This window comes from Pseudomonas sp. 13B_2.1_Bac1, assembly GCF_025466155.1.
GTDB lineage: Bacteria > Pseudomonadota > Gammaproteobacteria > Pseudomonadales > Pseudomonadaceae > Aquipseudomonas > Aquipseudomonas aylmerensis.
The window spans coordinates 1-25,836 of the sequence record NZ_JANLOH010000056.1; the positions used below are offsets into that span (position 1 = coordinate 1).

General features: G+C 62.7%; 26 protein-coding genes. 13 read left to right on the top strand and 13 right to left on the bottom strand.

The features are described 5' to 3' along the window. Nucleotides 1-81: 81 nt before the first annotated feature. The 3 genes from NTD80_RS14465 to NTD80_RS14475 are packed head-to-tail and all read right to left on the bottom strand — an operon-like array spanning nt 82 to nt 3,599. Nucleotides 82-1,593 carry a sugar ABC transporter ATP-binding protein gene (locus NTD80_RS14465; protein WP_065907319.1) on the bottom strand — a complete coding sequence of 504 codons (1,512 nt, stop codon included), beginning with the start codon at nt 1,591-1,593 and terminating at the stop codon, nt 82-84. Nucleotides 1,594-1,608: 15 nt separating this feature from the next. Further along, nucleotides 1,609-2,541, bottom strand: coding sequence for a sugar ABC transporter substrate-binding protein (locus NTD80_RS14470; protein WP_065907318.1), 933 nt, complete (start codon nt 2,539-2,541; stop codon nt 1,609-1,611). A gap of 50 nt (nt 2,542-2,591) precedes the next feature. After that, nucleotides 2,592-3,599 carry an ABC transporter permease gene (locus NTD80_RS14475; protein ID WP_012724867.1) on the bottom strand — a complete coding sequence of 336 codons (1,008 nt, stop codon included), beginning with the start codon at nt 3,597-3,599 and terminating at the stop codon, nt 2,592-2,594. Nucleotides 3,600-3,959: 360 nt separating this feature from the next. On the opposite strand from NTD80_RS14475, the gene NTD80_RS14480 reads away from it, so the two are divergent. The 3 genes from NTD80_RS14480 to NTD80_RS14490 are packed head-to-tail and all read left to right on the top strand — an operon-like array spanning nt 3,960 to nt 7,199. Then, a complete protein-coding gene (locus NTD80_RS14480; protein ID WP_262134099.1) occupies nt 3,960-4,796 on the top strand; it encodes a transketolase in 837 nt (278 codons plus the stop codon). After that, a complete protein-coding gene (locus NTD80_RS14485; RefSeq protein ID WP_262134100.1) occupies nt 4,786-5,718 on the top strand; it encodes a transketolase family protein in 933 nt (310 codons plus the stop codon). Before NTD80_RS14480 ends, NTD80_RS14485 begins: the two co-directional genes overlap by 11 nt. 5 nt (nt 5,719-5,723) lie before the next feature. Continuing rightward, entirely contained in the window at nt 5,724-7,199 is a 1,476-nt protein-coding gene (locus tag NTD80_RS14490) for an FGGY family carbohydrate kinase (protein ID WP_262134101.1), read from the top strand. Nucleotides 7,200-7,715: 516 nt separating this feature from the next. On the opposite strand, the gene NTD80_RS14495 is transcribed toward NTD80_RS14490, so the two are convergent. Then, on the bottom strand, nt 7,716-8,660 hold the full coding sequence (locus NTD80_RS14495) for an aliphatic sulfonate ABC transporter substrate-binding protein (protein ID WP_106805641.1): 945 nt from the start codon (nt 8,658-8,660) through the stop codon (nt 7,716-7,718). A 246-nt stretch (nt 8,661-8,906) separates the two neighbouring features. Here NTD80_RS14495 and NTD80_RS14500 point away from each other — a divergent pair, with 246 nt between their 5' ends. The 5 genes from NTD80_RS14500 to NTD80_RS14520 all read left to right on the top strand — a co-directional run bounded on the left by NTD80_RS14500 (nt 8,907) and on the right by NTD80_RS14520 (nt 14,335). Further along, complete coding sequence (locus tag NTD80_RS14500) at nt 8,907-9,845, top strand: aliphatic sulfonate ABC transporter substrate-binding protein (RefSeq protein WP_262134102.1); 939 nt, start codon at nt 8,907-8,909, stop codon at nt 9,843-9,845. Next, nucleotides 9,842-11,167 (top strand): LLM class flavin-dependent oxidoreductase, encoded by a 1,326-nt coding sequence (locus tag NTD80_RS14505; RefSeq protein WP_262134103.1) that lies wholly within the window; start codon nt 9,842-9,844, stop codon nt 11,165-11,167. Before NTD80_RS14500 ends, NTD80_RS14505 begins: the two co-directional genes overlap by 4 nt. Before the next feature lie 351 nt (nt 11,168-11,518). Continuing rightward, nucleotides 11,519-12,577 (top strand): ABC transporter substrate-binding protein, encoded by a 1,059-nt coding sequence (locus tag NTD80_RS14510; RefSeq protein WP_262134104.1) that lies wholly within the window; start codon nt 11,519-11,521, stop codon nt 12,575-12,577. Further along, nucleotides 12,564-13,553 (top strand): ABC transporter permease, encoded by a 990-nt coding sequence (locus tag NTD80_RS14515; protein WP_262134105.1) that lies wholly within the window; start codon nt 12,564-12,566, stop codon nt 13,551-13,553. Before NTD80_RS14510 ends, NTD80_RS14515 begins: the two co-directional genes overlap by 14 nt. Continuing rightward, nucleotides 13,547-14,335 (top strand): ABC transporter ATP-binding protein, encoded by a 789-nt coding sequence (locus tag NTD80_RS14520; protein WP_065907542.1) that lies wholly within the window; start codon nt 13,547-13,549, stop codon nt 14,333-14,335. Before NTD80_RS14515 ends, NTD80_RS14520 begins: the two co-directional genes overlap by 7 nt. On the opposite strand, the gene NTD80_RS14525 is transcribed toward NTD80_RS14520, so the two are convergent. Continuing rightward, the gene (locus tag NTD80_RS14525) at nt 14,336-15,184 is read right to left on the bottom strand and encodes an AraC family transcriptional regulator (protein WP_065907544.1); all 849 of its coding nucleotides are present in this window, start codon (nt 15,182-15,184) and stop codon (nt 14,336-14,338) included. 109 nt (nt 15,185-15,293) lie between these two features. Here NTD80_RS14525 and NTD80_RS14530 point away from each other — a divergent pair, with 109 nt between their 5' ends. Next, nucleotides 15,294-15,704: a hypothetical protein gene (locus NTD80_RS14530; RefSeq protein ID WP_262134106.1), complete on the top strand. Its 411-nt coding sequence runs from the start codon at nt 15,294-15,296 to the stop codon at nt 15,702-15,704. A 1,230-nt stretch (nt 15,705-16,934) separates the two neighbouring features. Here the strand turns inward: NTD80_RS14530 and NTD80_RS14535 are convergent. Next, complete coding sequence (locus NTD80_RS14535) at nt 16,935-17,270, bottom strand: hypothetical protein (protein WP_065907552.1); 336 nt, start codon at nt 17,268-17,270, stop codon at nt 16,935-16,937. A gap of 90 nt (nt 17,271-17,360) precedes the next feature. On the opposite strand from NTD80_RS14535, the gene NTD80_RS14540 reads away from it, so the two are divergent. From NTD80_RS14540 to NTD80_RS14550, 3 genes are all read left to right on the top strand, one after another. Beyond that, complete coding sequence (locus tag NTD80_RS14540; RefSeq protein ID WP_065907561.1) at nt 17,361-17,705, top strand: hypothetical protein; 345 nt, start codon at nt 17,361-17,363, stop codon at nt 17,703-17,705. A gap of 55 nt (nt 17,706-17,760) precedes the next feature. Further along, nucleotides 17,761-18,669, top strand: a complete 909-nt coding sequence (gene glsB / locus NTD80_RS14545) for a glutaminase B (RefSeq protein ID WP_106803499.1) — start codon at nt 17,761-17,763, stop codon at nt 18,667-18,669. Between the two features lie 76 nt (nt 18,670-18,745). Continuing rightward, nucleotides 18,746-19,066 carry a hypothetical protein gene (locus NTD80_RS14550; protein ID WP_177410330.1) on the top strand — a complete coding sequence of 107 codons (321 nt, stop codon included), beginning with the start codon at nt 18,746-18,748 and terminating at the stop codon, nt 19,064-19,066. Between the two features lie 5 nt (nt 19,067-19,071). On the opposite strand, the gene lspA is transcribed toward NTD80_RS14550, so the two are convergent. The 7 genes from lspA to NTD80_RS14585 form a co-directional block, all read right to left on the bottom strand. Beyond that, nucleotides 19,072-19,575 (bottom strand): signal peptidase II, encoded by a 504-nt coding sequence (gene lspA, locus NTD80_RS14555; RefSeq protein ID WP_262134107.1) that lies wholly within the window; start codon nt 19,573-19,575, stop codon nt 19,072-19,074. A gap of 71 nt (nt 19,576-19,646) precedes the next feature. Then, nucleotides 19,647-19,982, bottom strand: coding sequence for a DUF6124 family protein (locus NTD80_RS14560; RefSeq protein WP_262134108.1), 336 nt, complete (start codon nt 19,980-19,982; stop codon nt 19,647-19,649). Between the two features lie 460 nt (nt 19,983-20,442). Beyond that, the gene (gene mddA, locus NTD80_RS14565; protein ID WP_262134109.1) at nt 20,443-21,213 is read right to left on the bottom strand and encodes a methanethiol S-methyltransferase; all 771 of its coding nucleotides are present in this window, start codon (nt 21,211-21,213) and stop codon (nt 20,443-20,445) included. Between the two features lie 134 nt (nt 21,214-21,347). Then, on the bottom strand, nt 21,348-22,616 hold the full coding sequence (locus tag NTD80_RS14570; RefSeq protein ID WP_262134110.1) for an NAD(P)/FAD-dependent oxidoreductase: 1,269 nt from the start codon (nt 22,614-22,616) through the stop codon (nt 21,348-21,350). Next, a complete protein-coding gene (locus tag NTD80_RS14575; RefSeq protein WP_065907571.1) occupies nt 22,613-23,365 on the bottom strand; it encodes an amino acid ABC transporter ATP-binding protein in 753 nt (250 codons plus the stop codon). The genes NTD80_RS14570 and NTD80_RS14575 overlap by 4 nt, the downstream gene beginning before the upstream one ends. After that, nucleotides 23,362-24,030, bottom strand: coding sequence for an amino acid ABC transporter permease (locus NTD80_RS14580; RefSeq protein WP_065907573.1), 669 nt, complete (start codon nt 24,028-24,030; stop codon nt 23,362-23,364). The genes NTD80_RS14575 and NTD80_RS14580 overlap by 4 nt, the downstream gene beginning before the upstream one ends. Beyond that, the gene (locus tag NTD80_RS14585) at nt 24,027-24,809 is read right to left on the bottom strand and encodes an ABC transporter substrate-binding protein (protein WP_065907574.1); all 783 of its coding nucleotides are present in this window, start codon (nt 24,807-24,809) and stop codon (nt 24,027-24,029) included. Before NTD80_RS14585 ends, NTD80_RS14580 begins: the two co-directional genes overlap by 4 nt. Before the next feature lie 215 nt (nt 24,810-25,024). Here NTD80_RS14585 and NTD80_RS14590 point away from each other — a divergent pair, with 215 nt between their 5' ends. Further along, entirely contained in the window at nt 25,025-25,804 is a 780-nt protein-coding gene (locus NTD80_RS14590) for an IclR family transcriptional regulator (RefSeq protein ID WP_262134111.1), read from the top strand. The last annotated feature ends 32 nt before the right edge of the window (nt 25,805-25,836 follow it).

Sequence of the window (25,836 nt, forward strand, 5' to 3'; positions counted from 1 at the left end):
TGCCTGAGGGGGGCTGCTGCGCAGCCCAACGCGGGGCAAGCCCGCTCGCCACAAAAAGGGGTCTGCATGCATCGTTCGTGGTCATGCGGTGGCCATTTCCATCACCGAAACCGGTGTGGCCTCGCCACGTTCCAGAATCCCCATCTGTCGCCCCCGGCTCATTACCATCACCCGATGAGACAGCCCGAGCACTTCATCCAGGTCGGAACTCACCACAATCACGGCCATGCCCTTGGCTGCCAGGTCCGCGATCACTTCATAAATCGCCGCGCGTGCACCCACGTCGATGCCGCGCGTGGGCTCGTCGAGGATGAACACCTTGGGATTGCGTGCCAGCCATTTGGCAATGATCACCTTCTGCTGGTTACCCCCGGACAGGCTGGATATCCGCGACTGCGGTGCCCCTTTAACACCCAGGCGCGCCACCGCCGTGCGCGCGAATTCGCGCAGCGGGGCAGGGAACACCCAACCGCGTTTATCCAGCAGGTCGGTGTTGCCGTAGATCAGGTTGTCTTCGATCCGATGCTCCACTACCACGCCTTGCTGCTTGCGGTCTTCAGGCACCAGCACCACGCCGGCCTGGATTGCCTCGAACGGCGAGCGCAGCTGGCGGACTTCACCGTCCAGCACCATATGGCCTTGGATATCCCGGGCCGCACCGGCGATGGTGCGCACCAGTTCGGTCCGCCCGGCGCCGACCACCCCGGCAATGCCGAACACCTCGCCGGCGCGCACGCTGAAGTCGATGCCGTGCAAGGCAAACTCGCGGCAGGTCAACTCCTTGACCTGCAGCATCACCCGCGCCTGCGGTGCCTGCAGCGTCGGGAAAATCCGCTCCAGGCTGCGTCCGACCATCTGCTCGACCAACTCACGCACCGGCACCTGGGCCGTGGCGTGCAGGGCGATCTGGCGACCGTCGCGCAGCACCAGCACGCGGTCGGCGATGCGCGCGATTTCTTCCAGGCGATGACTGATATAAATAAACGACACGCCCTCGGCCTTGAGCCGTTCCACCTGCTTGAACAGCAGCTCGGTTTCGTCGCCGCCCAATGCCGCGGTGGGCTCGTCGAGGATCAACAGGCTGGCCTTGAGGGTCAGCGCCTTGGCGATTTCCACCAGTTGCTGGGCCGCCACGCTCAGGCCTTCGACCTTGCGCGACGCCGGTACCTTGAGCCCCAGGCGCTCGAGCTGGATCTGCGCCTGGGCCTCCATGTACTCGCGGTCGACCCGCCCGTGACGCATGGGTAGGCGGCCGACGAAGATGTTTTCGGCGATCGACAGTTGCGGCAGCAGACGGATTTCCTGGTGGATCAGGCCGATCCCCGCACCCAGCGCGGCACCCGGTGATGCCGGCGCGTAGGGCGCGCCGAGCCAGGTCATGCTGCCGCCGGCTTCGGGTTGCACCAGGCCGGCGATGATCGACGACAAGGTCGACTTGCCCGCGCCGTTCTCACCGAGCAGGGCCAGTACCTCGCCAGGGCGAATATCCACGTTGACCTGCGACAGCACCTGCACCGGCCCGTAGGCCTTGCTGATATTGCGCAGGCACAGCACCGCGTCAGGTTGAGCGGTGTCCAGAGCGGCTGCTTGCATGACGACCTCCGAGGCTTACGGGTGCTGTTGCAGGAACGGCGCGACGTTGTCTTTGGTGGTCAGCACGGTGGGCAGCAATTGTTCCTTGGGCACGTCTTTGCCGGCCTTCAGGTCAATCGCCGAGGCCACGGCCAGGCGCCCCATTTTCTGCGTCTGCTGGGTCATGGTCGCGTTGAGCACACCACTTTCCACGGCCTTGAGCCCGGCGACGTCACCGTCAAAACCGACCACCACGACTTTGTGATCGAGGTTGCCGACTTTCACTGCCTGGGCCGCGCCCAATGCCATGGCGTCGGCGCGCCCGAAGAATACGGTGATGTTCGGATCACGCTGGAGCAGGTCCTGGGCCACCGCAAACCCTTTGTCCTGGGCCCACTCGGCGGGTTGCTGGGCGACCACCTTGAGGTCCGGGAAGGCTTTGAGGCCTTGTTCAAAGCCTTTGGCGCGGTCGTTTTCCGGCGTGGTGCCGAGCTGGCCTTGCAGGATCGCGATGCGCCCCTTGCCGTCGGTGATCTTGCCCACGTACTCGGCCAGGGTCTTGGCGCCGGCCACGCTGTCGCTGGCGATAAACGTATCGCCGGGTGCGTCGGGGGCGTTGCGGTCGACGGCGATCACCGGGATGCCGGCGGCCTTGGCGGCTTTTACCGGCACACCGGCGGCGGTAGCACCGGCCGGAATGTAGATCAACACGTCGATCTGGCGGGTGATCAGGTCTTCAATCTGGCTGACCTGGGTCGAGGAATTGCCCTGGGCGTCCACGGTGATCACCTTGATCCCCTTGGCCTTGCCCTCGGCTTCCACCGACTGCTTGATCTGGTTGAAGAAGTCGGCCTGCAGGTTGGCCACGGCCAGGCCGATGGTCAGGTCCTTGGCCCAGGTGGTGCCGGCGGCGCTGAGGGTCGCGGCAGCCAGGGCAGTGGCGATAAGCAGTTTCTTGGGGCTGAACATGTCGGTGACTCCTGGTTTTATTGTTGGAGGGTGTCAACTGTCGAACAGGTTTAACGGGCAGTGCTGGAGCGGCGTCGCAGGGTGTCGATGGTCACGGCGAGGGCGATGACCACGCCGATCACCACTTGTTGAATGAACGGTGAAACGCCAAGCAGGTTGAGGCCATTGCGCAGCACGCCAATGATCAGCACCCCCACGAGGGTGCCACCGATACTGCCGACGCCACCGCTGAGGCTGGCGCCGCCAATTACCACGGCGGCGATGGCGTCCAGTTCCAGGCTCAGGCCGGCGCTGGGTTGGGACGAGTCGAGGCGGGCGGCGAGGGTCACGGCGGCAATGCCGGCGAGGGCGCCGCTGATGGCGTACACCCACAGCGTGATCGCGCGCACCTTGATGCCCGACAGGCGCGCCACTTCCGGGCTACCGCCCATGGCGTACAGGTTGCGGCCGCCGGCACGAAAGCGCAGGAACACCCACGCCACCACCAGCATCACCAGGAACAGCCCGACGGTGGCCGAGAGAAAACCGAAATGCCGCACCGTCGCCAGGCTGGTGAACCAGTCCGGGTAACCGACGATCTGCCGGCCTTCGGTGAGGATATTCGCCAGGCCACGCGCCACCGACATCATGGTCAGCGTGGCAATGAACGGCGGCAGCTTGGCGTAGGTGATCAAGCCCCCGGAGACCAGCCCGGCCAGCATGCCGCTGGCAATCGAAATCGGGATGGCGAAGCCCAGCGGCACCGCCTGGTCCTGATAGAGCCAGCCGAGCATCATCATCGAGAAGGCCAGCACCGAGCCGACCGACAGGTCGATGCCGCCGATCACGATCACCGCCGTCATGCCGATCGCCAGGATGCCCAGCACCGTGACCTGATCGAGAATGTTCAGGCCATTGCGCAACGAGAAGAAGAATTCGGAACTGAAGGAGAAGACCAGCACCAGCAGCACCAGCCCGATCAACGGGCCGCCGATATTGCTGGGCAGCAGTTTCACCAGCCGTGGGCGGTGGGGCGGCTTGAGTTCGGCCGGGTGCTGGACAATCGCTTTGGCGTCCACAGTGTTCTCCTGATTTATTTTTTTTGGAGTGCTTTCAGGTCGCTTGAATATTTATGCGTGCCTGACTGTTAATTCAGATTCCAGTGCCACCGCGTCAAAGTCAAGCGCTTAATTTTTCATGTGCGCCTCTAGACCGGAGCTTTTATACGCCTCAAAGCCACGGGATAGATAACCCCGGGTGGGATTTTGGCCGTCTGTCCGAGGGGCTTTTGCGCGACTTATTTCATTTTTCAGCGAATCACTCACTTGACCTGCTGACGGATCGGCGTCTAAATAGAAATATATTGTCATTGCTGAATAAATATTCAAAACAGCTTTCGGCACTTTCACCTCGCGTGGTCAGCCCACAGGAGCCGCTGCATGAACGCCTTCCAGTACGACGCCCACCAGATCAAAGAACAGGCCCGCCTGATCCGGCGCCACGTGATCCGCCTGAATGCCGACTCACCGGCCGGCGGGCACACCGGGGCCGATCTGTCGGAAACCGACATCCTCGCCACGCTGTATTTCCGCATCCTCAATACCGGCCCGGAACGCACCGAAGACCCTGAGCGCGATATCTATATCCAGAGCAAGGGCCACGGCGTCGGCGGTTTGTATTGCTGCCTGGCGCAGGCGGGCTACATCCCCACCGACTGGTTGCCTACCTACCAGCACTTCAATTCGCACTTGCCGGGTCACCCGGTGCGGCAGAAAACCCCCGGTATCGAACTCAACACCGGCGCCCTCGGCCATGGTTTGCCGGTGGCGGTGGGGTTGGCGTTGGCGGCGAAAATGTCCGGCAGCAAAAAGCGCATCTACGTGCTGACCGGCGACGGCGAGCTGGCTGAAGGTTCCAACTGGGAAGCCGCAATGGCGGCGGCCAAGTACGGCCTGGATAACCTGTTTGTGATCGTCGACAAGAACAAGCTGCAGCTGGCGGGGTTGACCGCCGAGATCATGCCGCTGGACCCGCTGGACGTGAAATGGGCCGCCTTCGGCTTTCGTGTCAGTGAGTGCGACGGCAACGACGTCGGCGAGTTGATCGATGCTCTGGAAGACATGCAGACCCACACTGGCGCGCCCCAGGTGCTGATCGCCCACACCATTAAAGGCAAGGGCGTGTCGTTTATCGAAGCCCGTCCCGAATGGCACCACCGCGTGCCCAAGGGTGACGAAATCAACGCGGCACTGGAGGAGTTGAGTCATGGCGAGTGAACATCTGGCGAGCGTCATGGTGCAGGCGTTTATTGAGGCGGTCGATGCCGGGCTGGACGTGGTGCCCGTGGTCAGCGACTCCACCTCCACGGCCAAGATCGGCCCGTTTGCCCAGCGCTTTCCCGAGCGCCTGATCAACGTCGGCATTGCCGAACAGTCGCTGGTCAGCGTCGCGGCGGGCCTGGCGCTGGGTGGCAAGATCGCCGCCACCTGCAACGCGGCGCCGTTTCTGATCTCGCGCGCCAATGAGCAGATCAAGGTCGACGTCTGCTACAACCAGGCCAACGTCAAGATGTTCGGCCTGAATGCCGGCACCAGCTATGGTCCGCTGGCCAGCACCCACCACAGCCTTGACGATATTTCGGTGATGCGTGGCTTTGGCAATGTGCAGATTTTCGCGCCGGCCGATGCGATCGAGTGCCGCCAGATCGTCGATTACGCGCTGCGCTACCACGGCCCGGTGTACATCCGTCTCGATGGCAAAGCCTTGCCGGATGTGCACGGCGCCGATTACCAATTCGTGCCGGGGCAGGTGGATATCCTGCGCCAGGGCGCCGATGTGAGCATCGTCGCCCTGGGGTCGGTGGTGCACGAGGCGGTGGATGCCGCAGCGTTGCTGGCGGAGCAGGGGATCCAGGCGCAGGTGATCAATCTGTCGTCGATCCGGCCGCTGCAGCGTGACGTCCTGCTCAGTGCCTTGAGCGGCACCCACGCGGTCATCACCGTGGAAGAACACAACATCAACGGCGGCGTCGGCAGCCTGGTTGCCGAAGTGCTGGCCGAGGCCGGGCTGGGTATCGCGCTGATCCGCCTGGGCATCGGTGACGGCGAATACGCCGCCGCCGGCGCCCGCGAACCGACCCGCGCCTTGCATAACATCGACGCGGCTGGGATCGTGGCGGCTGCCACTCGGTTGCGGTGACCCCCATGAATAACCACACTCCGCTGATCCTGGCGATAGACGAAGGCACCAGCAACGCCAAGGCGGTGCTGGTCAACGCGCTCGGGCAGGTGATTGCCCGCGGCTCGCGGCCGTTGAGCGTCAGCCATCCGCAGGCCGGGTTTTCTGAACAGGACCCGCTGTTCATCTGGCACAGCACCTTGGCCGCGATTGAAGAATGCCTGGCCCAGGTGGATCGTCCGATCACTGCCTTGGCCATCAGCAACCAGCGCGAATCGGTGGTGGCCTGGGACAGGCGCACGGGCGAGCCGGTGTCGCCGTGCATCAGTTGGCAATGCCGACGCTCCACCGCGTTGTGCGCCCAGTTGCATGAGCAGGGGCACGAGGCTGTGATCCTGGAAAAAACCGGGCTGGCGCTGGACCCGATGTTCTCCGCCGGAAAGTTTCGCTGGATTCTCGACACCCTTGAAGACGGTCACGCCCGCGCGGCTGCCGGCGAGATTTGCCTGGGTACCGTCGACAGCTGGCTGCTGTGGAAACTCAGCGGCGGCCAGGTGTTCGCCACCGACTATTCGAATGCCGCGCGCACCCAGTTGTTCAACCTGCACACCCGCGCCTGGGACCCTGAGTTGCTGGCGCTGTTCGACATTCCTCTGGCGGCCCTGGCGCCGATCCGCCCGAGCGCCGGTTTCTTTGCCGAGACCGTCGCGCTGGGCGGCTTGCCTGCGGGCATCCCGGTGATGTCGATGATCGGCGATTCCCACGCCGCGCTGTACGGGCAGGGCGGTTTTGCCCCGGGGTTGGTCAAGGCCACCCTCGGCACCGGTTCTTCGTTGATGACGCCCATGAAGGGGCCGATCGCGTCCACGCACGGTCTTTCGACTACGTTGGCCTGGCATGACGGCAGCCAAGCCACCTTTGGCATGGAAGGCAATATCGTGCACACCGGCGCGGCGGTGCAGTGGGCCTCGCGCCTGGTGGCGGGTGAGTCGCTGGATGCGTTGACCGAACAGGCCGCGCAACTACCGGACAATGGCGGCGTGTACTTTGTGCCGGCGCTGTCCGGGTTGGGCGCACCGCACTGGAAGGCCGATGCGCGCGGGTTGATCTGCGGGCTGACCGAAGCGACGTCTGGTGCGCATATCCTCCGTGCTTCGCTGGAGTCCATCGGCTATCAGATTCGCGATGTGTTCGAGGCGATGCAGCAGGACATTGGCAGTCCGCTCAAGGAGTTGTGGGTCGACGGCGGCGCCACGCGCAACCGCTGGCTGATGCAGTTCCTGGCCAACCTGCTGCAACGCCCGGTGGTGCGCAGCCTATCGCCGGAAGTCTCGGCGCTGGGCGCGGCGCACCTGGCCGGACGAGCCTTGGGAGTGTGGGCGAGCGATGCAGCGCTGGCGCAACTGGAGCGACAGCGCGAGCGGTTCGAACCTCAGAATGACCCGGCGATGGCAGGTCGTTACGCCGAATGGAAAAAAGCCCTGGCCCGCACACTGCTCTAAGGGCGTATGCAGCTCAAAAATGTGGGAGCGGGCTTGCCAGCGATAGCGGTGGTTCAGCAATGAAGAGGTGGCTGACGGGTCGCCATCGCAGGCAAGCCAGCTCCCACAGTTGATCGAGTCACTGCTTGGAGAGGGTATGGAGATCAAAAATGTGGGAGCGGGCTTGCCAGCGATAGCGGTGGGTCAGTAACGAAGAGGTGGCTGACGGGTCGCCATCGCAGGCAAGCCAGCTCCCACAGTTGATTGAGTCACTGCTTGGAGAGGGTATGGAGATCAAAAGTGTGGGAGCTGGCTTGCCAGCGATAGCGGTGGGTCAGTAACGAAGAGGTGGCTGACGGGTCGCCATCGCAGGCAAGCCAGCTCCCACAGTTGATCGGGTCACTGCTTGGAGAGGGTATGGAGATCAAATTGTGGGAGCGGGCTTGCTCGCGAATGCAGTCTTCCAGTCGAAGATGTATCCATTGAACCACCGCTTTCGCGAGCAAGCCCGCTCCCACATTTAGACTGTGCCCGGCCTCAGGGCTTCCAAGTCTGCACATCCTTGGCGTCTACCGCCTTGGGCAGCAAGCCGGCCTTGAAGAACGCGTCGGCAATCTTCTGCTGCTCACCCAACTGATCGAGCGTCACCGGTTGCACCTGATAACTGCGGTGCGCATTGGCCGCTTCTACGGTGGCCACGTCCAGGTTGCCCCACAACGGGCCGAGGATTTTCGCCGCGTCCTGCGGGTTTTTCTTCACCCACTCGCCGGTTTTCTCCAGCTGCGCGTACACCACTTTCAACACCTGCGGATGCGCCTTGGCGTACGGCGTCCCGGTCAGGTAGTAACGCTTGTAACTGGCCAGCCCGGCGCCGTCGGCCAAGGTGCGTGTCGGCAATTGACGCTGCACGCTGGTCAGGAAGGGTTCCCAGGTAACCCATGCATCCACCTTGTTGTTCTCGAACGCCGCGCGACCATCGGCCGGCGACAGGTATGCAGGCTCGATATCCGAGAATGCCAGCCCCGCCTTGGCCAGCGCCGCGATCAGCAAATAGTGGGTGCCGGCCGCCTTGGTCACCGCGATTTTCTTGCCTTTCAAATCCGCCAGTTGCTGGATCGGCGAATCCTTGCGCACCACGATGGCCTGGGCCGAAGGCGAGGGCGCTTCCTGGGCGAAGTAGGTGAGTTTGGCCTGGGCTGCCTGGGCGAAGATCGGCACGGTATCCGCCACATCGGCGCTGATGTCGACGTTGCCCACGTTCAATGCTTCGAGCAGTGGCAGGCCGCTGGGGAACTCGTGCCAGCTCACATCAATGTTGTCGGCCTTCAAGGCTTGTTCCAGGGTGCCCTGGGTTTTCAGCAGGGTGATCAGGGTCGAGGATTTCTGGTAGCCGATGCGCAGGGTTTCCTGGGCTTCGGCGCTGATGGCAACGGAAAAGGCCAGCAACCCTAAAACGACGGCGAGGGGACGGCGAATGGACATGGCGAGCTCGATCTTCAGCGAAATATCGCCAAGCATAAAGTTCTAAAAACTATTCGATAAATACTCTTTCGATCTTAGCTTAGGGCGCTTTTCGCACAGTCCTGCGAATTCGGCATAACCATAGAATTATAGAGTTCTTTCATAATCGCTCGTCATTAATATAATCAAGTTCGCTTATTTGCCAGGCCTTATGCCGCGTTTTGGCATATGCAGCTTCTTTCACTTCTTCTATGCCAAGGCCTTTTCATGACGTTCAAAAAACTCATTCTCGCCGCCAGCCTGTTGTTTGCCGCAGCGGCGGCCCATGCCGAGCAGACCCTGGATATCAGCTACCAGCGCTCATCCACCCTGTGGATCCTGCTCAAGCAAAATGGCCAGCTGGAACAGCGCCTCAAGCCGCTGGGGTTCACGGTCAACTGGCATGAATTCAGCACCGGCCTGCTCAGCTCGTTGAACGCCGGCAGTGTCGATCTGCATGCGGATGTAGCCGACGCCTTCGCCTTGTTCACCCAGGCCGCCGATGCGCCGCTGACTTACTACGCGCAGGAAAACGCGTCGCCCGGCGCGCAGGCGATCATCGTGCAGGATAAATCGCCGATCCACAGCGTTGCCGACCTCAAGGGCAAGACCGTCGCCGTGTCCAAAGGCTCGGGCAGCAATTTCCTGCTGATCAGTGCGCTGAAGAAAGCCGGGCTGACCCTCGCCGATATCACCCCGCGTTACCTCGAAGCCCCCGACGGCGGCGCGGCGTTCGCCAATGGCAGCGTAGACGCCTGGGTGATCTGGGACCCGTTCTACGCGACCCAGCAACTCGACCACCACGCGCGCGTGATTGCCGACGGCAGCGACGGCCTGGCCAATTACAACCGCTTCTACCTGGCCACGACCCGGTTCGCCGAGGCGCATCCGGACGTGTTGCAGGTGACGTTCGACACCCTGCGCGAGACCGGCCAATGGGTCAAAGCCCATCCCAAGGAAGCCGCTGAAATTCTCGGTCCGCTATGGGGCAACATCGCCCCGGCCACGGTTGAGCGCGCCAACAGCCGACGCAGCTACGACATCATCCCGGTCAAGGTGGACAACCTCGCCGAACAGCAACGCATCGCCGACTATTACTACGCCGCCAAGCTGATTCCCAAGCCGCTGAAAGTCTCTGATATCACCGTGTGGACGCCGAAGCCATGAGCCGCCAGATCCACTTGTCAGCCTTCCTGCTGAGCGGGCCCGTGGTGCACAGCCATGCGGTGTGGCGCCATCCGGAAACTGTCGGCAATTACCTCGATCCCGAGTACTACGCGCGAGTGGCCAAGGTGGTGGAGGAGGGGCTGTTCGACTTTCTGTTCTTCGCCGATCGCCTGGCGGTGGGCGACCAGATGGGCGGCTCCCGCGAGTTGGCCTTGCGCTACGGCGCCCAGGACGCCACGCGCCTCGACCCGCTGCCGATCCTCTCCTACCTGATCGGCCAGACCCGCAAGTTGGGCCTGGGTGCAACGCGGTCCACTACCTATTACGAACCGGCACACATCGCCCGCGAGTTTGCCACCCTCGACCACCTGTCCAAGGGCCGCGCGGCCTGGAATATCGTCACCTCGATGAACGACAGCGAAGGGCGCCTGTTTGGCAAGGACAAGCACCTGGAACACGACCTGCGCTATGACCGCGCCGATGAATTTGTCGAAGTCGCGCTAAAACTCTGGAACAGCTGGGGTAAGGATGCATTGAAGCTCGATCGTGCCAGCGGCGTGCTCGCCGACCCGGCGTTGATCCAGTCGGTGCAGCATCAGGGCGAGTGGTTCAAGGTCGAGGGCCCGCTGAATATTCCGCGCACTCCCCAGGGGCGGCCGGTGCTGATCCAGGCCGGCTCCTCCGGACGTGGCCGTCGGTTTGGCGCGCGCTGGGCCGAAGCGATTTTCACCATTCACCCGCACCTGGCAGCCATGCGCGCGTTTCGCGATGACGTGCGCGCGCAGGTCGTGCAGCAAGGCCGCGAGGCCGACAGTTGCAAGGTGCTGACAGCGGTGATGCCGTTCATTGGCGGCAGCGAAGCCGAAGCCCGCGCCAAGCGCGACCGGCACAATGCCCTGGCGCGTCCCGAGCTGGGCCTGGTGACGCTGGCTTCGCAGTTGAATGTGGACCTGTCGCCCTTCCCGTTGAGCGCCACGCTGGCGCAAATCGCGCAGTCGCCGCTGATCCATCCGGCTGCTGCGGAAAAGCTGCTGATGCAAGGCCCGCAGACCACCCTGGAACAACTCGGCCGGATCTTCGCCAGCAGCGTGCGCGTGCCGCAACTGGTAGGCACCGGGGCGCAGATCGCCGACCAACTGGCCGAGCTGTTCGAGCAGGGTGGTTGCGACGGGTTTGTGATTTCGCCGGGGTATTTGCCGGGGTCGTTCACTGAGTTTGTCGAGAGTGTGATTCCGCACCTGCAGCGCAAAGGCTTGTTCCGCAAAGCGTATGAGGGCTCCACGCTGCGCGAGCACTTGGGACTGGCTGACCTGCAGGCCTGACCGCAACTTGCGCGACACACGCGCTTTTTGTGGCAGGCAGGCTTTGTTGTGGTGAAAGGTTTTTTTGTGGCAAGCGGGCTTTTTTTGTGGCGAGCGGGCTTGCCCCGCGTTGGGGCGCGCAGCGCCCCCAAAACCCAACACCCGCGGTGTACCTGGAAGAACGCGATGACTGTATTTGGGGCCGCTGCGCAGCCCAACGCGGGGCAAGCCCGCTCACCACAGGTAAGCCAGCTCACCCCATCCAAGCGGGCTCTCCACAGGCAAGCGGGCTCTCCACAGGCAAGCCCACTCACCACAGAAAAGCCCGCTTACCGCATAACGAAGAACATCAATTTAAAAGGGATATTGAGCATGGCCACTTTCGATCACCTGACCCGTCGCCGCCTGCTCGGCATGGCCGGCCTGACCCTGGCAGGCCTGTCGCTGCCCGGCCTGGGCTTTGCCGCCGATGAACACGCCGGCCACAACACGCCCCAGGAGCCCGCCGGCACCGGAGACTTCATCCGCCTGGACGCGCCGCGCAAGCTGAAATTGGCCGTCAACCTCAACGCCGTGTGCCTGGCCCCGGTGGTGATCGCCCACGGCCAGGGGTTTTTCACCAAGCACAATCTCGACGTGGAGCTGGTCAACTTCGGCAACTCCACCGAAGTGCTGCTCGAAGCCATCGCCACCGGCAAGGCGGATGCGGGCGTGGGCATGGCGCTGCGGTGGCTCAAGGCGCTGGAGCAGGGCTTTGATGTGAAGCTCACTGCCGGCACCCATGGCGGTTGCCTGCGTTTGCTCAGTGCTGTGAACGGCGGCGTGAGCAAGCTTGAAGACCTCAAGGGCAAGGCCATCGGCGTGACCGACATGGCCAGCCCGGACCGCAATTTCTTTTCGATCCTGCTGAAAAAGCACGGCGTCGATCCGGTGCGCGATGTCGAATGGCGCCTGTACCCGGCCGACCTGCTGGGCACTGCGCTGGAGCGTGGCGAAGTGCAGGCGGTGAGCGGCAGTGACCCGTTCATGTACCGCCTGATCAAGTCCGGCGTGGCACGCGAGCTGTCCACCAACCTGGTAGAGGAATACGCCAACCTCAGCTGCTGCGTGGTCGGTGTCACCGGCAAGCTGGTGCGTGAAGACAAACGCGTAGTGGCGGCGCTGACCCAGGCGATTCTCGAAGCCCATGACTATTCCGTGCAGCACCCGGAGGCCGTCGCCAAGGGCTTCCAGGCCTATGCGCTGAACACCTCCACCGAAGAAGTGCAGGCGATCCTCCACGACCACACCCACGGCCACCATGCGGTCGGCGCGGCATTGACCCAGGAGATCACCACCTACGTCACCGACCTGAAAACCGTCGAAGTGATCAGCAAGAGCACCGACCCGGTGGAATTCGCCAAGGAGATCACCGCTGATGTCTTCAGCTGACGCCACAACCCTCAATCCGCCGGTGGCCCTCAAGGTCGGCTGGCAGGGCGCCGCCGTGGTGGCGGCCTGGGTGGCCGTCGCGCTGTTGATCAGCTATTGGCCCAACGCGACGCGCAATTGGCCGATGACCCAGGGCCTGGCGAATCTGTGCGTCGGCGTAGCGGTCGTGTTTATCCTGCTGAGCCTGCTCGGGCGCAAATTGACCAGGCTCGGGCTGCGCCTGCACACGGCGGCGCCTTGGCTGATCGCCTTGCCGGCGCTGCTGGGCCTCTGGGAGTTGCTCACCGCCAAACTGGCGCTGTTGCCGGTGCCTTTCTTTGCCCCACCGCAGGCCTTGCTCGCGGTGTACCTCGAAGACTACGCGCGGCTGGCGGACAGCCTGCTGCGTTCGGCAGTGTTGCTGGGCTCCGGCGTGGCGCTGGGCGCCGCCACCGGCTTTGTCGCCGGCGTGGCCATCGGCTGGTCCACGCGGATCGGTTACTGGCTGCACCCGGTGTTGCGCATCCTCGGTCCGGTGCCGTCGACGGCGTTGTTGCCGCTGTGCTTTTTCCTGTTTCCCAGCAGCTGGAGCGCCAGCGTGTTCCTGATCGCGCTGGCCACCTGGTTTCCGGTCACGGTGCTGACCTGGTCCGGCGTCGCCAGCGTCGATAAAGCTTATTACGACGTGGCGCGCACCTTGGGTGCGAAGCAGGGCTTTCTGATTTTCAAGGTGGCGATTCCCGCCGCGTTGCCCCACGTTTTCGTCGGCCTGTTCATGGGCCTTGGCGCGTCGTTTTCCACCCTGGTCGTGGCGGAGATGATGGGCGTGAAATCCGGCATCGGCTGGTACCTGCAGTGGGCCCAGGGCTGGGCCGCCTACGCGAATATGTACGCTGCACTGTTGATCATGGCGTTGGCCTGTTCGGGGTTGATCACCGGGTTGTTCCTGGTGCGCGATCGGTTGTTGGCCTGGCAAAAAGGAACGATGAAATGGTAGCCCTGGCAACTGCAGTCGCCGCTTCCACGGGGTTGGCACTGCGTATTGAAAACCTCAGCCATGGCTTTGCCCTGGACGGTCAGCACCTGCCGGTATTGGAGCGGGTCTCCCTGGATGTTGCACCGGGCGAGTTCGTGGCGTTGCTCGGGCCTTCGGGCTGTGGCAAATCCACCTTGCTGCGCCTGGTGGCCGGCCTCGAACCTGCGGATGCCGGCAAGCTGCTGGCCGACGGCGAGGCCATCCTCGGCCCCGACCCGAGCCGCGTGGTGGTGTTCCAGGACCCGACTCTGTACCCGTGGCGGCGCGTGTGGGACAACGTTGCCATCGGCCTGGAAGCCCAGGGCCTGCTCAAGACCCATGCAGGCAAGGTCGACGAGGCGCTGGAAAAAGTCGGTCTCAGCCAGTTTGCCCGTGCCTACCCTCGGCAATTGTCTGGCGGCATGGCGCAACGTGTCGCGCTGGCGCGTGCGCTGGTCAACCAGCCGCGCTTGCTGATCCTCGATGAGCCCCTGGGCAAGCTCGATTCGCTGACGCGCATCACCATGCAAAAGGAACTCATCGACCTGTGGCAGCGCCAGGGCTACACGGCATTGCTGGTCACCCACGATGTGGAAGAGGCGCTGCTGCTGGCCAATCGGGTGATTGTGTTCAGCGACCGCCCGGCGAAAATCCAGGCGCAACTGCACATCGACAGGCCGTATCCACGGCACCGCGACGACCCGTATCTGGTCGACCTGCGGCGGCAGATTCTTGGCCTGCTGGGGCTGGGAGAAAGCTGGTAGTCAGCGCGCGTCTTTCAGCGCAATAGTCTGGCTGGTCGCGCTCAACACCCCGGCGCGCTCGGCCAGGTAGCGCGCCGGCGGCTGGCCCACCGCCTTGCGGAACATGGTGATAAAACCGCTGGCGTTCTCATAGCCCAGGTCCAGGGCCACGGCTTGCACGCTCTGACCTTTGGCCAGGCGCTGCAACGACAGGATCACATGCAACTGCCGTCGCCAACGGCCGAAACTCAAGCCCAACTCCTCAAGCAGCAGGCGCGTCATGCTGCGCTCGCTCATGCCGATGCGCACCGCCCATTGGCCAAGCGTGGCCTTGTCGGCGGGTTCGGCCAGCAGGCTGTCGGCCAGGCGCCGCAGCCTCGGGTCCCGGGGCATCGGCAGGTGCAGCGCTTCGATGGGGGCAGCGGCCAACTCGTCCAGCAGCGTGTTGATCAAGCGGCCCTGGGCGCCGGCCTCGTCATACAGCTGCGGGAAACTCACCGCCTTGCTGATCAACTCATGCAACAGGCCTGACACTGCCAGGGTGCAGCACTGCGGGGGCAGGGCGCAGGCGGCATCGGGGTCGATCAGCAGGCAATAGACTTCCGCCTCACCCGAACCGCGCGCTGCATGGCAGGTGCCGCCGGGAATCCACAGTGCGCATTGCGGCGGCACGATCCAGATTCCCGCTTCGATTTCGCAGTGGATCACCCCGCGCAGGGTGTACATCAACTGGCCTTTGCGGTGCGCGTGTTGCGCGTGTTCCCAGGTGTCCGAGGCGCTGGTGGCACCCACCGCGACCACGGCACGCGGAAACACATCGGCATCCTTGGCCATCAGTGGGTCGTGCAAGTCCAGGCGGTGGTGTCTCATGGCGCGTTCGCAGTTTGGCTGAATTGCGAAACAGTCTGGCTATTCTGTGCAATGCCGTCCAGTGCCGGGCTCATTATAGTGAGAGTCACTCTCATTAAGGAGCTTGGCCATGCGACTCGACAGTACAACGTTCCCCGTGGTGAAAATCGTGTTTGACGCCCCCAACGAAGGCGGGCCGGAGGATGCGTTCCTGGCCTTTGAACGCCTGTTGGCGAGGGAGCAAGCCTTCATGTTGCTGCACGAAAAATCCGCCGATGAAAACGACCACGAGCACTCCCACCAAGAGCGCAAGCAGGCGTCTATCTGGATGAAAAAGAACAAACAGGCGCTGCGCACGTTCGTCAAAGGCATGATCCAGGTCGAGCCCAGCGCCGCGCAACGCCTGGCTCTCAAACCGTTTGCGGTCATGTTCGGCAAGGCGTGGGGCTACCCGCTGCTGGTGGTCGAATCCAAGGACCAGGCCTGGGCACTGGCGCGCGATGTGCTGGATGAGCAGGTGTCGGATGTGGCGCATTTCTGAGCTGTGCCATACAAGCCTGTGGGAGCTGGCTTGCCTGCAATGGCGGTGTGTCAGGCACCTGATGGATCAACTGACACACCGCCTTCGCGAGCAAGCCCGCTCCCACATTGGATTGAGATGGGGCCTGGGCATCCGGATGCATGGAGATCAAAGCGGGGATTGGAGTGTTGCCTAGGCACCTGGATGCATGGAGATCAAAAAGTGGGAGCTGGCTTGCCTGCGAAAGCGGTGTGTCAGGCACCTCATGCATCAGCTGACACACTGCCTTCGCGGGCAAGCCCGCTCCCACATTGGATTGGGGTGGGAGCCTGGGCATCCGGGTGTATGGAGATCAAAGGTGGGGATTGGGCTGGCGCCTAGGCACCTGAGTGTATGGAGATCAAAAAGTGGGAGCTGGCTTGCCTGCGAAGGCGGTGTGTCAGGCACCTCATGCATCAGCTGACACACCGCCTTCGCGAGCAAGCCCGCTCCCACATTGGATTGGGGTGGGAGCCTGGGCATCCGGGTGTATGGAGATCAAAGGTGGGGATTGGGCTGGCGCCTAGGCACCTGGATGCATGGAGATCAAAAAGTGGGAGCTGGCTTGCCTGCGAAGGCGGTGTGTCAGGCACCTGATGCATCAACTGACACACCGCCTTCGCGAGCAAGCCCGCTCCCACATTGGATTGGGGTGGGGCTTTGGCATCCAGGTGCATGGAGATCAAAGGTGGGGATTGGGCTGGCGCCTAGGCACCTGGATGCATGGAGATCAAAAAGTGGGAGCTGGCTTGCCTGCGATGGCGGTGTGTCAGGCACCTCATGCATCAACTGACACACTGCCTTCGCGAGCAAGCCCGCTCCCACATTGGATTGGGGTGGGAGCCTGGGCATCCGGGTGTATGGAGATCAAAGGTGGGGATTGGGCTGGCGCCTAGGCACCTGGGTGTATGGAGATCAAAAAGTGGGAGCTGGCTTGCCTGCGAAGGCGGTGTGTCAGGCACCTCATGCATCAACTGACACACTGCCTTCGCGGGCAAGCCCGCTCCCACATTGGATTGGGGTGGGGCCTGGGCATCCGGATGTATGGAGATCAAAGGTGGGGATTGGGCTGGCGCCTAGGCACCTGGGTGTATGGAGATCAAAAAGTGGGAGCTGGCTTGCCTGCGAAGGCGGTGTGCCAGGCAACTGATGCATCAACTGACACACCGCCTTCGCGAGCAAGCCCGCTCCCACAGGGGGGCGGTGGTGGCCTTAGTCCACGCAGATCGCGCGGCCCAGTTGGCCTTTTTCTACGGTTGCCGAGCAGCCGAAATGTCCGTTGTCCACCTGGCATGCGCCGGTTACCGGGCCGTTGCCGGATTGGGTCGTCACGCTGGTCTGGCACTCGCCTTCGCACTGGCTGGAGTCGGTGCAGGCCTTGCCGGCGTCCTTGTACGGTGTAACGCACTTCCAGCTCTGCAGCTTGCCAACTTGCTTCATGGTGCCGCCGCCGGCCAGGCAGGCAGACGCGGTGGAGTCCTGGGCGGGCGGTGTTGCAGAGCACGCCGATAGCAACAGCAGGGCGGCCAGGCCGATCATCAATTTCATGCAAAAGTCCTCGTGGAGTAAGCGCAACGGTGCAGTGTACGGGCAATTGGACTACTTTGAATGACGAGCGATCCCTCCCGGTACTGACCCATGCACACGTTATGGAAACGCTATGTGGCACTGCTGGAAAACGACCTGAGCACGCAAATCTTCGACAATGTGAAGAACCTGCTGGTGTGCGCACTGCTGTTTGCAGCGGGGACTAATACAGTGCTCGGGCAGCGTGACTTGTTTATCGGCGTGTTCGCCTCCAGCGTGGCCGGTTGGGGGCTGATCATCCTGTCGTCGCTGTTGTTGGTGCTGAACGTGAGCGACGGTATTCGCAGGCTTTCCAAACTGCGCTACCACCTCGTGCTGCAATTGCTGATGATCCTGGTTTACCTGGTGATTGCCGAACGCATGGTCGAGATAGTCTGGGGCTTCCGCGCGCATTGAAGTATCCTCCGCGGCCCGCTTCCCATTGATTCAAAGACAGATGACAGGACAAGACATGCAGGCGATGCTTTCGTCGATCCTCGACGAAGTGCGCCCACTGATCGGCCAGGGCAAAGTCGCCGACTATATCCCCGCCTTGGCCGATGTACCCGCCAACCAGCTCGGCATTGCGGTGTACGGCAATGACGGTTCGGCGTACTGCGCAGGCGATGCCGATACGCTGTTCTCGGTGCAGAGCATTTCCAAGGTATTCAGCCTGGTACAGGCCATCGACCACGGCGGCGAAACCATCTGGGAGCGCCTGGGCCACGAGCCGTCGGGGCAGCCGTTCAACTCCATGGTGCAGCTGGAATTCGAACGCGGCCGTCCGCGCAATCCCTTCATCAACGCCGGCGCGCTGGTGATCTGTGACATCAACCAGTCGCGCTTCGCCGTGCCGATCCTGTCGATGCGCGATTTCGTGCGGCGCCTGTCGGGTAACCCGCAGATCCTGGTGAACAGCGTCGTCGCCGACTCCGAAGCCCAGCACGGCGCGCGCAATGCGGCCATGGCTTACCTGATGAAATCCTTCGGCAACTTCCATAACGACGTCGACGCGGTGCTGCACAGTTACTTCAACTACTGCGCGCTGCAGATGAGTTGCCTGGACTTGGCCAAGGCCTTCAGCTTCCTGGCCAACGAGGGCGTGAGTGCCCACAGCGGCGAACAGATCCTCACCGCGCGCCAGACCAAGCAAGTCAACTCGATCATGGCCACCAGCGGGCTGTACGACGAGGCGGGCAACTTTGCCTATCGCGTCGGCTTGCCGGGCAAGAGCGGCGTCGGCGGCGGGATCGTCGCGGTGGTGCCGGGGCAGTTCACGGTGTGCGTATGGTCGCCGGAGTTGAACGCGGCGGGGAACTCGCTGGCGGGGATGAAGGCGTTGGAGTTGTTGAGCGAGCGGATTGGTTGGTCGGTGTTTTGAGGTTATAAAGGGTTTCCAGGCCGTTCCTGCACTGTGTGGAAACGAGCATTTCTCCAGTGTCCAGATAGGTATCTTCATGGCTTACGAACTTCACATCGCCCGTGCCGACAGCCATGCAATTGCGCCTGAAGAGTGGCGCGCGTTGTGTGCCAGCGATCCAACCCTGGCGCTGCAGGACGAGGTGACCGGCATTAATCCCACTACCGGTGCGGTGATTTCCATGGGCGGAAATCAAACCGCCTACTGGACCTCTCCCACCACGCAGCAGGCTTACTATTTTGACTATCGGCGTGGTGAGATTGCCTTTGTGTACAGCGATGAAGCGATCGTGAAAGCCAAGGCTATTGCTCAATCGCTTGCCGCGACTATCAGGGGCGACGAGGGTGAGGCGTACTGACAGGCCTAGGCTTTGCGCGGCTTCACGAACAAATCCATCATCAAATACAGTGCGCCCACGGTGATCGCGATATCGGCAATATTGAACACGCCGGTATGGGCCGGCCCGACGTTCAGCACCATGTAATCAACCACGTGCCCTTCGCGAAAGAGGCGGTCGATCAGGTTGGCAATGCCGCCGAGGGCGATGGCGTACAGCGGCAGGACTTTGCGCAGGGGCTGGTTCCAGTTCGAGAGGGACCACCACAGTGCCCAAGCCACTACGACAGCCACGCCGACGATGAAAATCAGCTGTTTGACCTGCGGCGGCAACGCGGCGCCCAGGCTGAGGAACGCGCCGGGGTTCAGGCTCAATTCGAGTGCCAGGTTGATCGGGTTGGCGCCGATTTTGAAGCTGTGGGCGTGCAGTGAAACCAGGGCCAGCAGTTTGACGAGTTGGTCCACGGCAATAAAGGCGAGGCCGGCGAGGAGGGCGAAGGTGCGGCCTCGCAGTAGGGGCGACGTGCTCAAGCGGTAACTTCCTGTTTCAGGCTTTCGATAGAGCGCCCGAAGATAGCTCAGGCGCTGTATCGCGTCCATCGTCACGCCGCCGGATGGGCCACGCTCAGTGCCTTGTCTACCAGCAGTTGTACCCCGTCGAGCATGCGGCAGATGCCCAGCGCGACATTGCGTTGAGTACCGTCGATCTCGAACGCCAGGTGAGTGGCGATGTCGCTGATGCAGGCCAGGTCCTGGGAGGCGTTGACCAGCAGGGTTTCGGTGCCCAGGTCGGCGCGCACGGTGAAGAGTCCGTCGCTGGCTTCGAGCGTGGCTGGTTTTGGGTTGAGGTAGTGATCGATGGCGCGGTAGGCCACTTCGTGCAGGGTGCTGGTGTCGAAATCGGGATGGCTTGGGGGGTTGGGGCTGTCTTTAATCATGGTGGAATCTCTCCGGGAATGGAGCTGCCACGATTCGCGGTCAAACGAGAGAGGGTGGCAGCTATACGCGGGTTGACCGACCGGTCCCAAAGTAGCCCGGCATACCCGAAGGTATCCCGCGTACAGCTGCCGCTACACGATACAACAGGCGTACACAAAACGCCTGATTCGATGTGGCACAGATGCATTTGGGAGGGCGGACGGTCAAATCCGGCCGCTGAATTGGCAGCGACGACGGAAGGTTAGCCAGCACCTTGGCGAGCCACAACCTGAAAGCCTTGTCGGAAAAGTCCGAGAGCCGCATGCGCGGGGCACCGTTTATCGGCGGGTTGATTCAGTCAATCTTGGTGCGGCGTGGCAGTCCGTGGGGGCCTGTGAGCTGATCACGATGGGAAACTGCGGGAGTGCTGCGCACTCCAACGCGGGGCAAGCCTGCTCACCACAAAAAAAGGGGGGAGGGCTAGTTTTTGGGTTTTTTCGGGGGCTTTGGCCCGGGGATAATCATGGCGACCTCTTGCTGGTAGCGTCGGTACCGCTCACCGAACAGCGTCACCAGGTCCTTTTCTTCAAAGCGTGCGCCGATGAAGACGTAAACCGTCATTCCGACCGCAAACAACAGATGCCCGGCGGTCATGTGTGGCGTTGCCCAGAAGGCAATCAGGAAACCCAGGTACAGGGGGTGACGCACGAGCTTGTAAAACAGTGGCGTCGTGAACACCGGCGGCTGTGACGTGGGCTTGCGCCAACGGTCGATGGCCTGCTTGAGCCCGAACAGCTCAAAGTGGTTGATCAAAAACGTTGCCAGCAACGCGATGCCCCAGCCCAGCCAGAACAGGCCCATCAACAGGGCATCGGCCCAGGCGGCTTCAACCGTCCAGACACTCGCCGTAATGGGCTGCCACAGCCAGAACATCAACCCCAGCACCAGGCTGCTGAGCAGCACGTACGTGGAGCGTTCAACCGGCGTCGGGATGAACCCTGCCAGCCATTGCTTGAAACCCCGGCGCGCCATGACCGTGTGCTGGGCGCCGAACAGCATGATCAGCGCGGTATCGATCAACACGGCGGTCGGCCACTCACCGGGTGGGCCGTCGTTGATGTGCTTGGGCACCCCGATCTCGCCGACAAAGCCGATCAGGTACACGCAGGTGCACAGGAACACCAGGTAGCAGCCGGCGCTGTACACCAGCCCGAGCACTCGGGCGGTGTGTGGAGGATGTTCGAGGTTCATGGATGTCCTTCTCGCTCAGTTGATCGCCCGCAATCCCAGCAGGCCAGCCAATGCATCTGGACTAAGCCTAGCGAGTTTTGCGCGCGCGGCAACCTGTGAGAATTGACAGTCTGCAGCGTGCCTGGGAATAGGATTCAGCTGATATTGAGCCGGTCCAGCAGGCTGTACCACGCCACCCCCGCGCCAATGTAGAACCGCTGCAACCTGTGCATCGGCAAGCGTTGCAACGGTGTCACCGGGTAGGCGAATTCCGCGTGGCTGTCGCACAAGCGTGCGGCTAATTGCTGCCCCAGGCTGGTACACAACGCGATGCCGCGGCCATTGCAGCCCAACGCCAGCGTGAGCCCCGGCGCGGGTTGGTGCACGTGGGGCATGAAGTCGCGGGTGATTGCGATGCGCCCGGCCCAGCGGTACTCGAATTCCAGCGGGCCCAATTGCGGAAAGAGCAGCGCCAGGGAGCGCTCCAGGTGGGCAAAGTCGGCCGGTGATGTGGGATCGTTGAACAGCCCGCGCCCGCCCATCAATAAGCGTCCATGACTGTCTTTGCGAAAGTACAGCAGCAGCCGTTGCGCGGTGGACACGGTTTCCTGTCCCGGCAGGATGCACTCTGCCGCGCGCCCACTCAGCGGCTTGGTGGCGACGATAAAACTGTTCGCCGCCAGAATGCTCTGCGCCATCCCCGGCCACAGGTTGCCGCTGTAGCCGTTGGTGGCCAGCACCACTTGATCAGCCGTGACCTGGGCCCCGCCAGCCGTCTGCAGTTGCCATCCGCCGCCCTGGCGCTGCAACCCTGTCACCGCGCTGTGCCCATGAATGCGCACACCCGCCGCCAACGCCGCGCCGACCAGCCCGCGGGCATACGCCAGCGGCTGAATCGCCCCGGCACGGCCGTCCAGCCAGCCGCCAGCGAACGCCTCGCTGCCCATGCGCGCGGCCACCGCTGCTGCATCCAGACGCTGCACCGGCACGCCGCGTCGCGCCCATTGCTCGGCGCGTGCATGCAGCCCGGCCACGCCCTTTTGCGTGTACGACACCTGCATCCAGCCCTTGCGCACCGGCGCGCAATCAATGCCGTGCTTGTCGATCAACCTGAACACCAGGTCCGCCGAATTCGACACCGTCGAGATCAATGGCTCGGCGCGCTCCGGTCCGAACATCTGCACCAGTTGTTCCGGGTCGTATTTGAGTGTTGGATTGACCTGCCCGCCGTTACGCCCCGAGGCGCCCCAGCCCGGCTCGTTAGCCTCCAGCACGCACACACTGACCCCGCGCTCGGCCAAGTGCAGCGCCGTCGACAGGCCGGTATAGCCCGCCCCGACAATCGCCACGTCGACCTTCAGCGACTCCGCCAGCGCGGGCGTTGGCAGCACGGACGGCGCCGTCGCCGACCACAACGATTTCATGACAGGCTCCTTGCAGTGCCGGTGGGGTGCAGCACGCGCCGCAGAAAGTCCTGGGTGCGCGCGTGCTGCGGGTCGCCCAGCACCTGCTCGGCCGGGCCGCTCTCGACGATGTAGCCGCCATGCAGGAAGCACACGCGGTCGGCCACTTCGCGGGCAAAGCCCATCTCGTGGGTGACCACGATCATGGTCATGCCTTCGTCGGCCAGGGTGCGCATCACCGCCAGCACATCGCCGACCAGTTCCGGGTCGAGGGCCGAGGTGGGTTCGTCGAACAGCATGGCTTCGGGTTTCATCGCCAGGGCGCGGGCGATAGCCACGCGCTGCTGCTGACCGCCGGAGAGTTGTTCCGGGTAGGCGTCGGCCTTGGCACTCAGGCCGACTTTTTCCAGCAGCACCAGGGCTTCCTCGCGCGCTTGCCCAGGCGACTCGCCCTTGACGTACACCGGGCCCTCCATCACGTTTTCCAGCACCGTGCGGTGCGGGAACAGGTTGAAGCGCTGGAACACCATGCCCATGCGGCTGCGCAGGGCGTGCACGGTCTTGCTGCCGCGCTGCACGGTTTCACCGAACACGCTGATCGTGCCGCCGTCGTAGGCTTCCAGTGCATTGATGCAGCGCAGCAGGGTGGATTTGCCCGAGCCCGAGGGGCCGATCAGGCACACCACTTCGCCCTTGGCCACGTCGAGGTCGACGCCGTGCAATACGCGGTGGCTGCCGTAATGTTTTTGCAGCTGACGAATCTCGATCATGCTTTTTTCCTCCGGCCCAGGTGCTGCTCCATACGACGCAGGCCATACACCAGCGGCAGGCTCATCAGCAGGTAGAGCAGGGCGACCAGGGTGTAGACGGTCATGTTCTGGAAGGTCGACGAGGCGATCAGTTGGCCCTGGCGGGTCATCTCGGCGACGGTGATGGTCGACACCAGGGACGAGTCCTTGAGCATCATCACCAGGGTGTTGCCGTAGGGCGGCAAGGCAATGCGAAACGCCTGCGGCAGGATCACCCGGCGCATCATCAACGCCGAGCGCATGCCCAGGGCTTCGGCGGCTTCGCGCTGGCCCTGTTCGACCGCAATGATGCCGGTGCGAAAGTTCTCGGCCTGGTACGCCGAATAGGCGATGCCCATGCCGATCACCCCGGCGTAGAACGCCGTGAGATGCACGCCCATGTCCGGCAGGACGAAGTAGATGTAGAACAGCTGCACGATGATCGGCAGGCCGCGGATCACGTTGATGATGGTGCTCGCCGTCCACGACAGCGCGCGGATCGGCGACAGCTTGAGCAACGCCAGCACCAGGCCGATGGCGCTGCTGAGCAGGAACGACAGCACGGTGATCTGGATCGTCACCCAGGCGCCCTGCAGCAGAATCGGCAGGAAATCCTGGGCGTTCTGCAGGAACTCAGCCAGGTTCATGGGCGCACCTGGGTATCAAGTCCCCACTTCTTGAGGATGCTGTCCAGGGTGCCGTCGGCCTTGATGCTGGCGATGGCAGTGTTCAGGCGTTCGAGGGTTTGTGCGTCGCCCTTGCGCACTACCAGGCATACCTCGCCGACGTTGACCGGTTGGTAGTCGGCGGCGAGTTTCACGCCTTTGAACAGCTTCTGGCGGATCTGGTACGCCACCACTGGCTGGTCGCCAACGGCGGCCTTGATGCGGCCCAGGGACAGGTCGCGGACCATCTCGCCAATCGAGTCGTAGGTGCGGATTTCCTTGAAGATGCCGAGCTTGTTCAGTTGATCGTAAAAGATCGTGCCGGCCTGCACGCCGACCACCTGGTCCTTCAACGGGGTGAGGTCGGGGTAGGCGGTGTTGTCTTCGGCGTTGATGATCAAGCCTTCACCGTAGGCATACACCGGGGCGCTGAAATCGACGACCTTGGTGCGTTCTTCGGTCTTGAGCATGCCGGCGGAGATGAAGTCGAGCTTGCCGGAGGTGAGGGAGGGGATCAGCGCGGCGAAGTTGGTCTGTTCGATCTGGCTGGTGAAGCCGCCGGCCTTGCCGACGGCTTCAGCCACGTCGACCATCACCCCCTGGATGCTGTTGCTCTTGATATCGAGGAAGGTGAACGGCGAACCACTGGCCGTTGCACCGACTTTGTACGTGGACGCACTTTCTGCGTGCGCGGCGCTGACGCAAAGCGTGGCGCACACGGCGAAGGCGAGGCGGCGAAACACGGGCGAAAGACTGTTCATCGGGTTACTCCAAAAGGAAAACGGAAAGTCAGTAGCGCAAGCGGCTGCCGATGAAACCGCAAGCTCTGTGCCATTTCGATTGGAGTAAATCGAATATCGCGACGTAAATTCGATAAAATGAACTTGTCGTATCGGTATGCGATATTTAGTGGTCTATTTTTGCGATTTAGAGTAGAAATGTCGCCACGCCTGATCGTCCTGACCGCGAGTTCGCCATGTCCGAAGAACGCAACAGTTTGCACAACCAATCCCTGGAAAAAGGCCTGTCGGTGCTCAAGGCATTCAGCGCCCAGCGCCGCAGCATGAGCCTTGCAGAGGTGGCCGAGGCCGCTGGCATGACCAAAAGCTCGGCCCAGCGCATGGTGTTTACCCTCGAAAGCCTGGGTTACCTTCGGAAACACTCGCGCACCCGGCATTACCAACTCACCCCGCGCGTGCTGGAGTTGGGCTTCAGTTACCTGGACGCGCATTCACTGATCGAAGTGGCCAACCCGTTCCTGTCCGAACTCACGCGGCTGACCGGCGAAACCTCATGCCTGACCGAGCCTGCGGGCTACGACATGACCTATATCGCGCGGTTCGTCAGTGCGGGCTTTGTGCCGGTGCACATGCCGATCGGCTCGCGGGTGCCGATGTACTGCACGGCGTCGGGGCGCGCGTACTTGAGCGCGTTGCCTGCGGATGAAGCGTTGGCGCTGATCGAGCACAGCCAGCGCATTGCGCACACCAGCCAGACATTGACCGAGGTCGACAGGATCCTGGAGTCGTTGCAGCAGGTGCGTGAGCAGGGCTATGCGGTCAATGCCCAGGAGTTGTTCCTCGGCGACATGACCATCGGCGCACCGGTGCTGGGCGCGAATGGCCGGCCAGTGGCGGCGGTGCATGTGGTGGCGCCGACCAGTCGCTGGAGTCGGGCGGATGCGGAGAAGCAGTTGGCGCCGGCGTTGTTGCAGTGCTCAAGGGCGTTGAGCAATTCGGCGCGCAATCTTGAATAGATAAACTATCGAACAAACCACACGATCACTGT

What these genes read in the sequence shown, in the direction of transcription:
- NTD80_RS14520 (WP_065907542.1), top strand. Translation starts at nt 13,547, where the DNA reads ATGGTAGCCCTGGCAACTGCAGTCGCCGCTTCCACGGGGTTGGCACTG.
- NTD80_RS14590 (WP_262134111.1), top strand. Translation starts at nt 25,025, where the DNA reads ATGTCCGAAGAACGCAACAGTTTGCACAACCAATCCCTGGAAAAAGGC.
- NTD80_RS14490 (WP_262134101.1), top strand. Translation starts at nt 5,724, where the DNA reads ATGAATAACCACACTCCGCTGATCCTGGCGATAGACGAAGGCACCAGC.
- NTD80_RS14525 (WP_065907544.1), bottom strand. Translation starts at nt 15,184, where the DNA reads ATGAGACACCACCGCCTGGACTTGCACGACCCACTGATGGCCAAGGAT.
- NTD80_RS14495 (WP_106805641.1), bottom strand. Translation starts at nt 8,660, where the DNA reads ATGTCCATTCGCCGTCCCCTCGCCGTCGTTTTAGGGTTGCTGGCCTTT.
- NTD80_RS14550 (WP_177410330.1), top strand. Translation starts at nt 18,746, where the DNA reads ATGGCTTACGAACTTCACATCGCCCGTGCCGACAGCCATGCAATTGCG.
- NTD80_RS14505 (WP_262134103.1), top strand. Translation starts at nt 9,842, where the DNA reads ATGAGCCGCCAGATCCACTTGTCAGCCTTCCTGCTGAGCGGGCCCGTG.
- NTD80_RS14530 (WP_262134106.1), top strand. Translation starts at nt 15,294, where the DNA reads ATGCGACTCGACAGTACAACGTTCCCCGTGGTGAAAATCGTGTTTGAC.
- mddA (WP_262134109.1), bottom strand. Translation starts at nt 21,213, where the DNA reads ATGAACCTCGAACATCCTCCACACACCGCCCGAGTGCTCGGGCTGGTG.
- NTD80_RS14585 (WP_065907574.1), bottom strand. Translation starts at nt 24,809, where the DNA reads ATGAACAGTCTTTCGCCCGTGTTTCGCCGCCTCGCCTTCGCCGTGTGC.
- NTD80_RS14570 (WP_262134110.1), bottom strand. Translation starts at nt 22,616, where the DNA reads ATGAAATCGTTGTGGTCGGCGACGGCGCCGTCCGTGCTGCCAACGCCC.
- NTD80_RS14535 (WP_065907552.1), bottom strand. Translation starts at nt 17,270, where the DNA reads ATGAAATTGATGATCGGCCTGGCCGCCCTGCTGTTGCTATCGGCGTGC.
- NTD80_RS14580 (WP_065907573.1), bottom strand. Translation starts at nt 24,030, where the DNA reads ATGAACCTGGCTGAGTTCCTGCAGAACGCCCAGGATTTCCTGCCGATT.
- NTD80_RS14510 (WP_262134104.1), top strand. Translation starts at nt 11,519, where the DNA reads ATGGCCACTTTCGATCACCTGACCCGTCGCCGCCTGCTCGGCATGGCC.
- NTD80_RS14470 (WP_065907318.1), bottom strand. Translation starts at nt 2,541, where the DNA reads ATGTTCAGCCCCAAGAAACTGCTTATCGCCACTGCCCTGGCTGCCGCG.
- NTD80_RS14465 (WP_065907319.1), bottom strand. Translation starts at nt 1,593, where the DNA reads ATGCAAGCAGCCGCTCTGGACACCGCTCAACCTGACGCGGTGCTGTGC.
- NTD80_RS14515 (WP_262134105.1), top strand. Translation starts at nt 12,564, where the DNA reads ATGTCTTCAGCTGACGCCACAACCCTCAATCCGCCGGTGGCCCTCAAG.
- NTD80_RS14540 (WP_065907561.1), top strand. Translation starts at nt 17,361, where the DNA reads ATGCACACGTTATGGAAACGCTATGTGGCACTGCTGGAAAACGACCTG.
- glsB (WP_106803499.1), top strand. Translation starts at nt 17,761, where the DNA reads ATGCAGGCGATGCTTTCGTCGATCCTCGACGAAGTGCGCCCACTGATC.
- NTD80_RS14485 (WP_262134100.1), top strand. Translation starts at nt 4,786, where the DNA reads ATGGCGAGTGAACATCTGGCGAGCGTCATGGTGCAGGCGTTTATTGAG.
- NTD80_RS14575 (WP_065907571.1), bottom strand. Translation starts at nt 23,365, where the DNA reads ATGATCGAGATTCGTCAGCTGCAAAAACATTACGGCAGCCACCGCGTA.
- NTD80_RS14500 (WP_262134102.1), top strand. Translation starts at nt 8,907, where the DNA reads ATGACGTTCAAAAAACTCATTCTCGCCGCCAGCCTGTTGTTTGCCGCA.
- NTD80_RS14480 (WP_262134099.1), top strand. Translation starts at nt 3,960, where the DNA reads ATGAACGCCTTCCAGTACGACGCCCACCAGATCAAAGAACAGGCCCGC.
- NTD80_RS14560 (WP_262134108.1), bottom strand. Translation starts at nt 19,982, where the DNA reads ATGATTAAAGACAGCCCCAACCCCCCAAGCCATCCCGATTTCGACACC.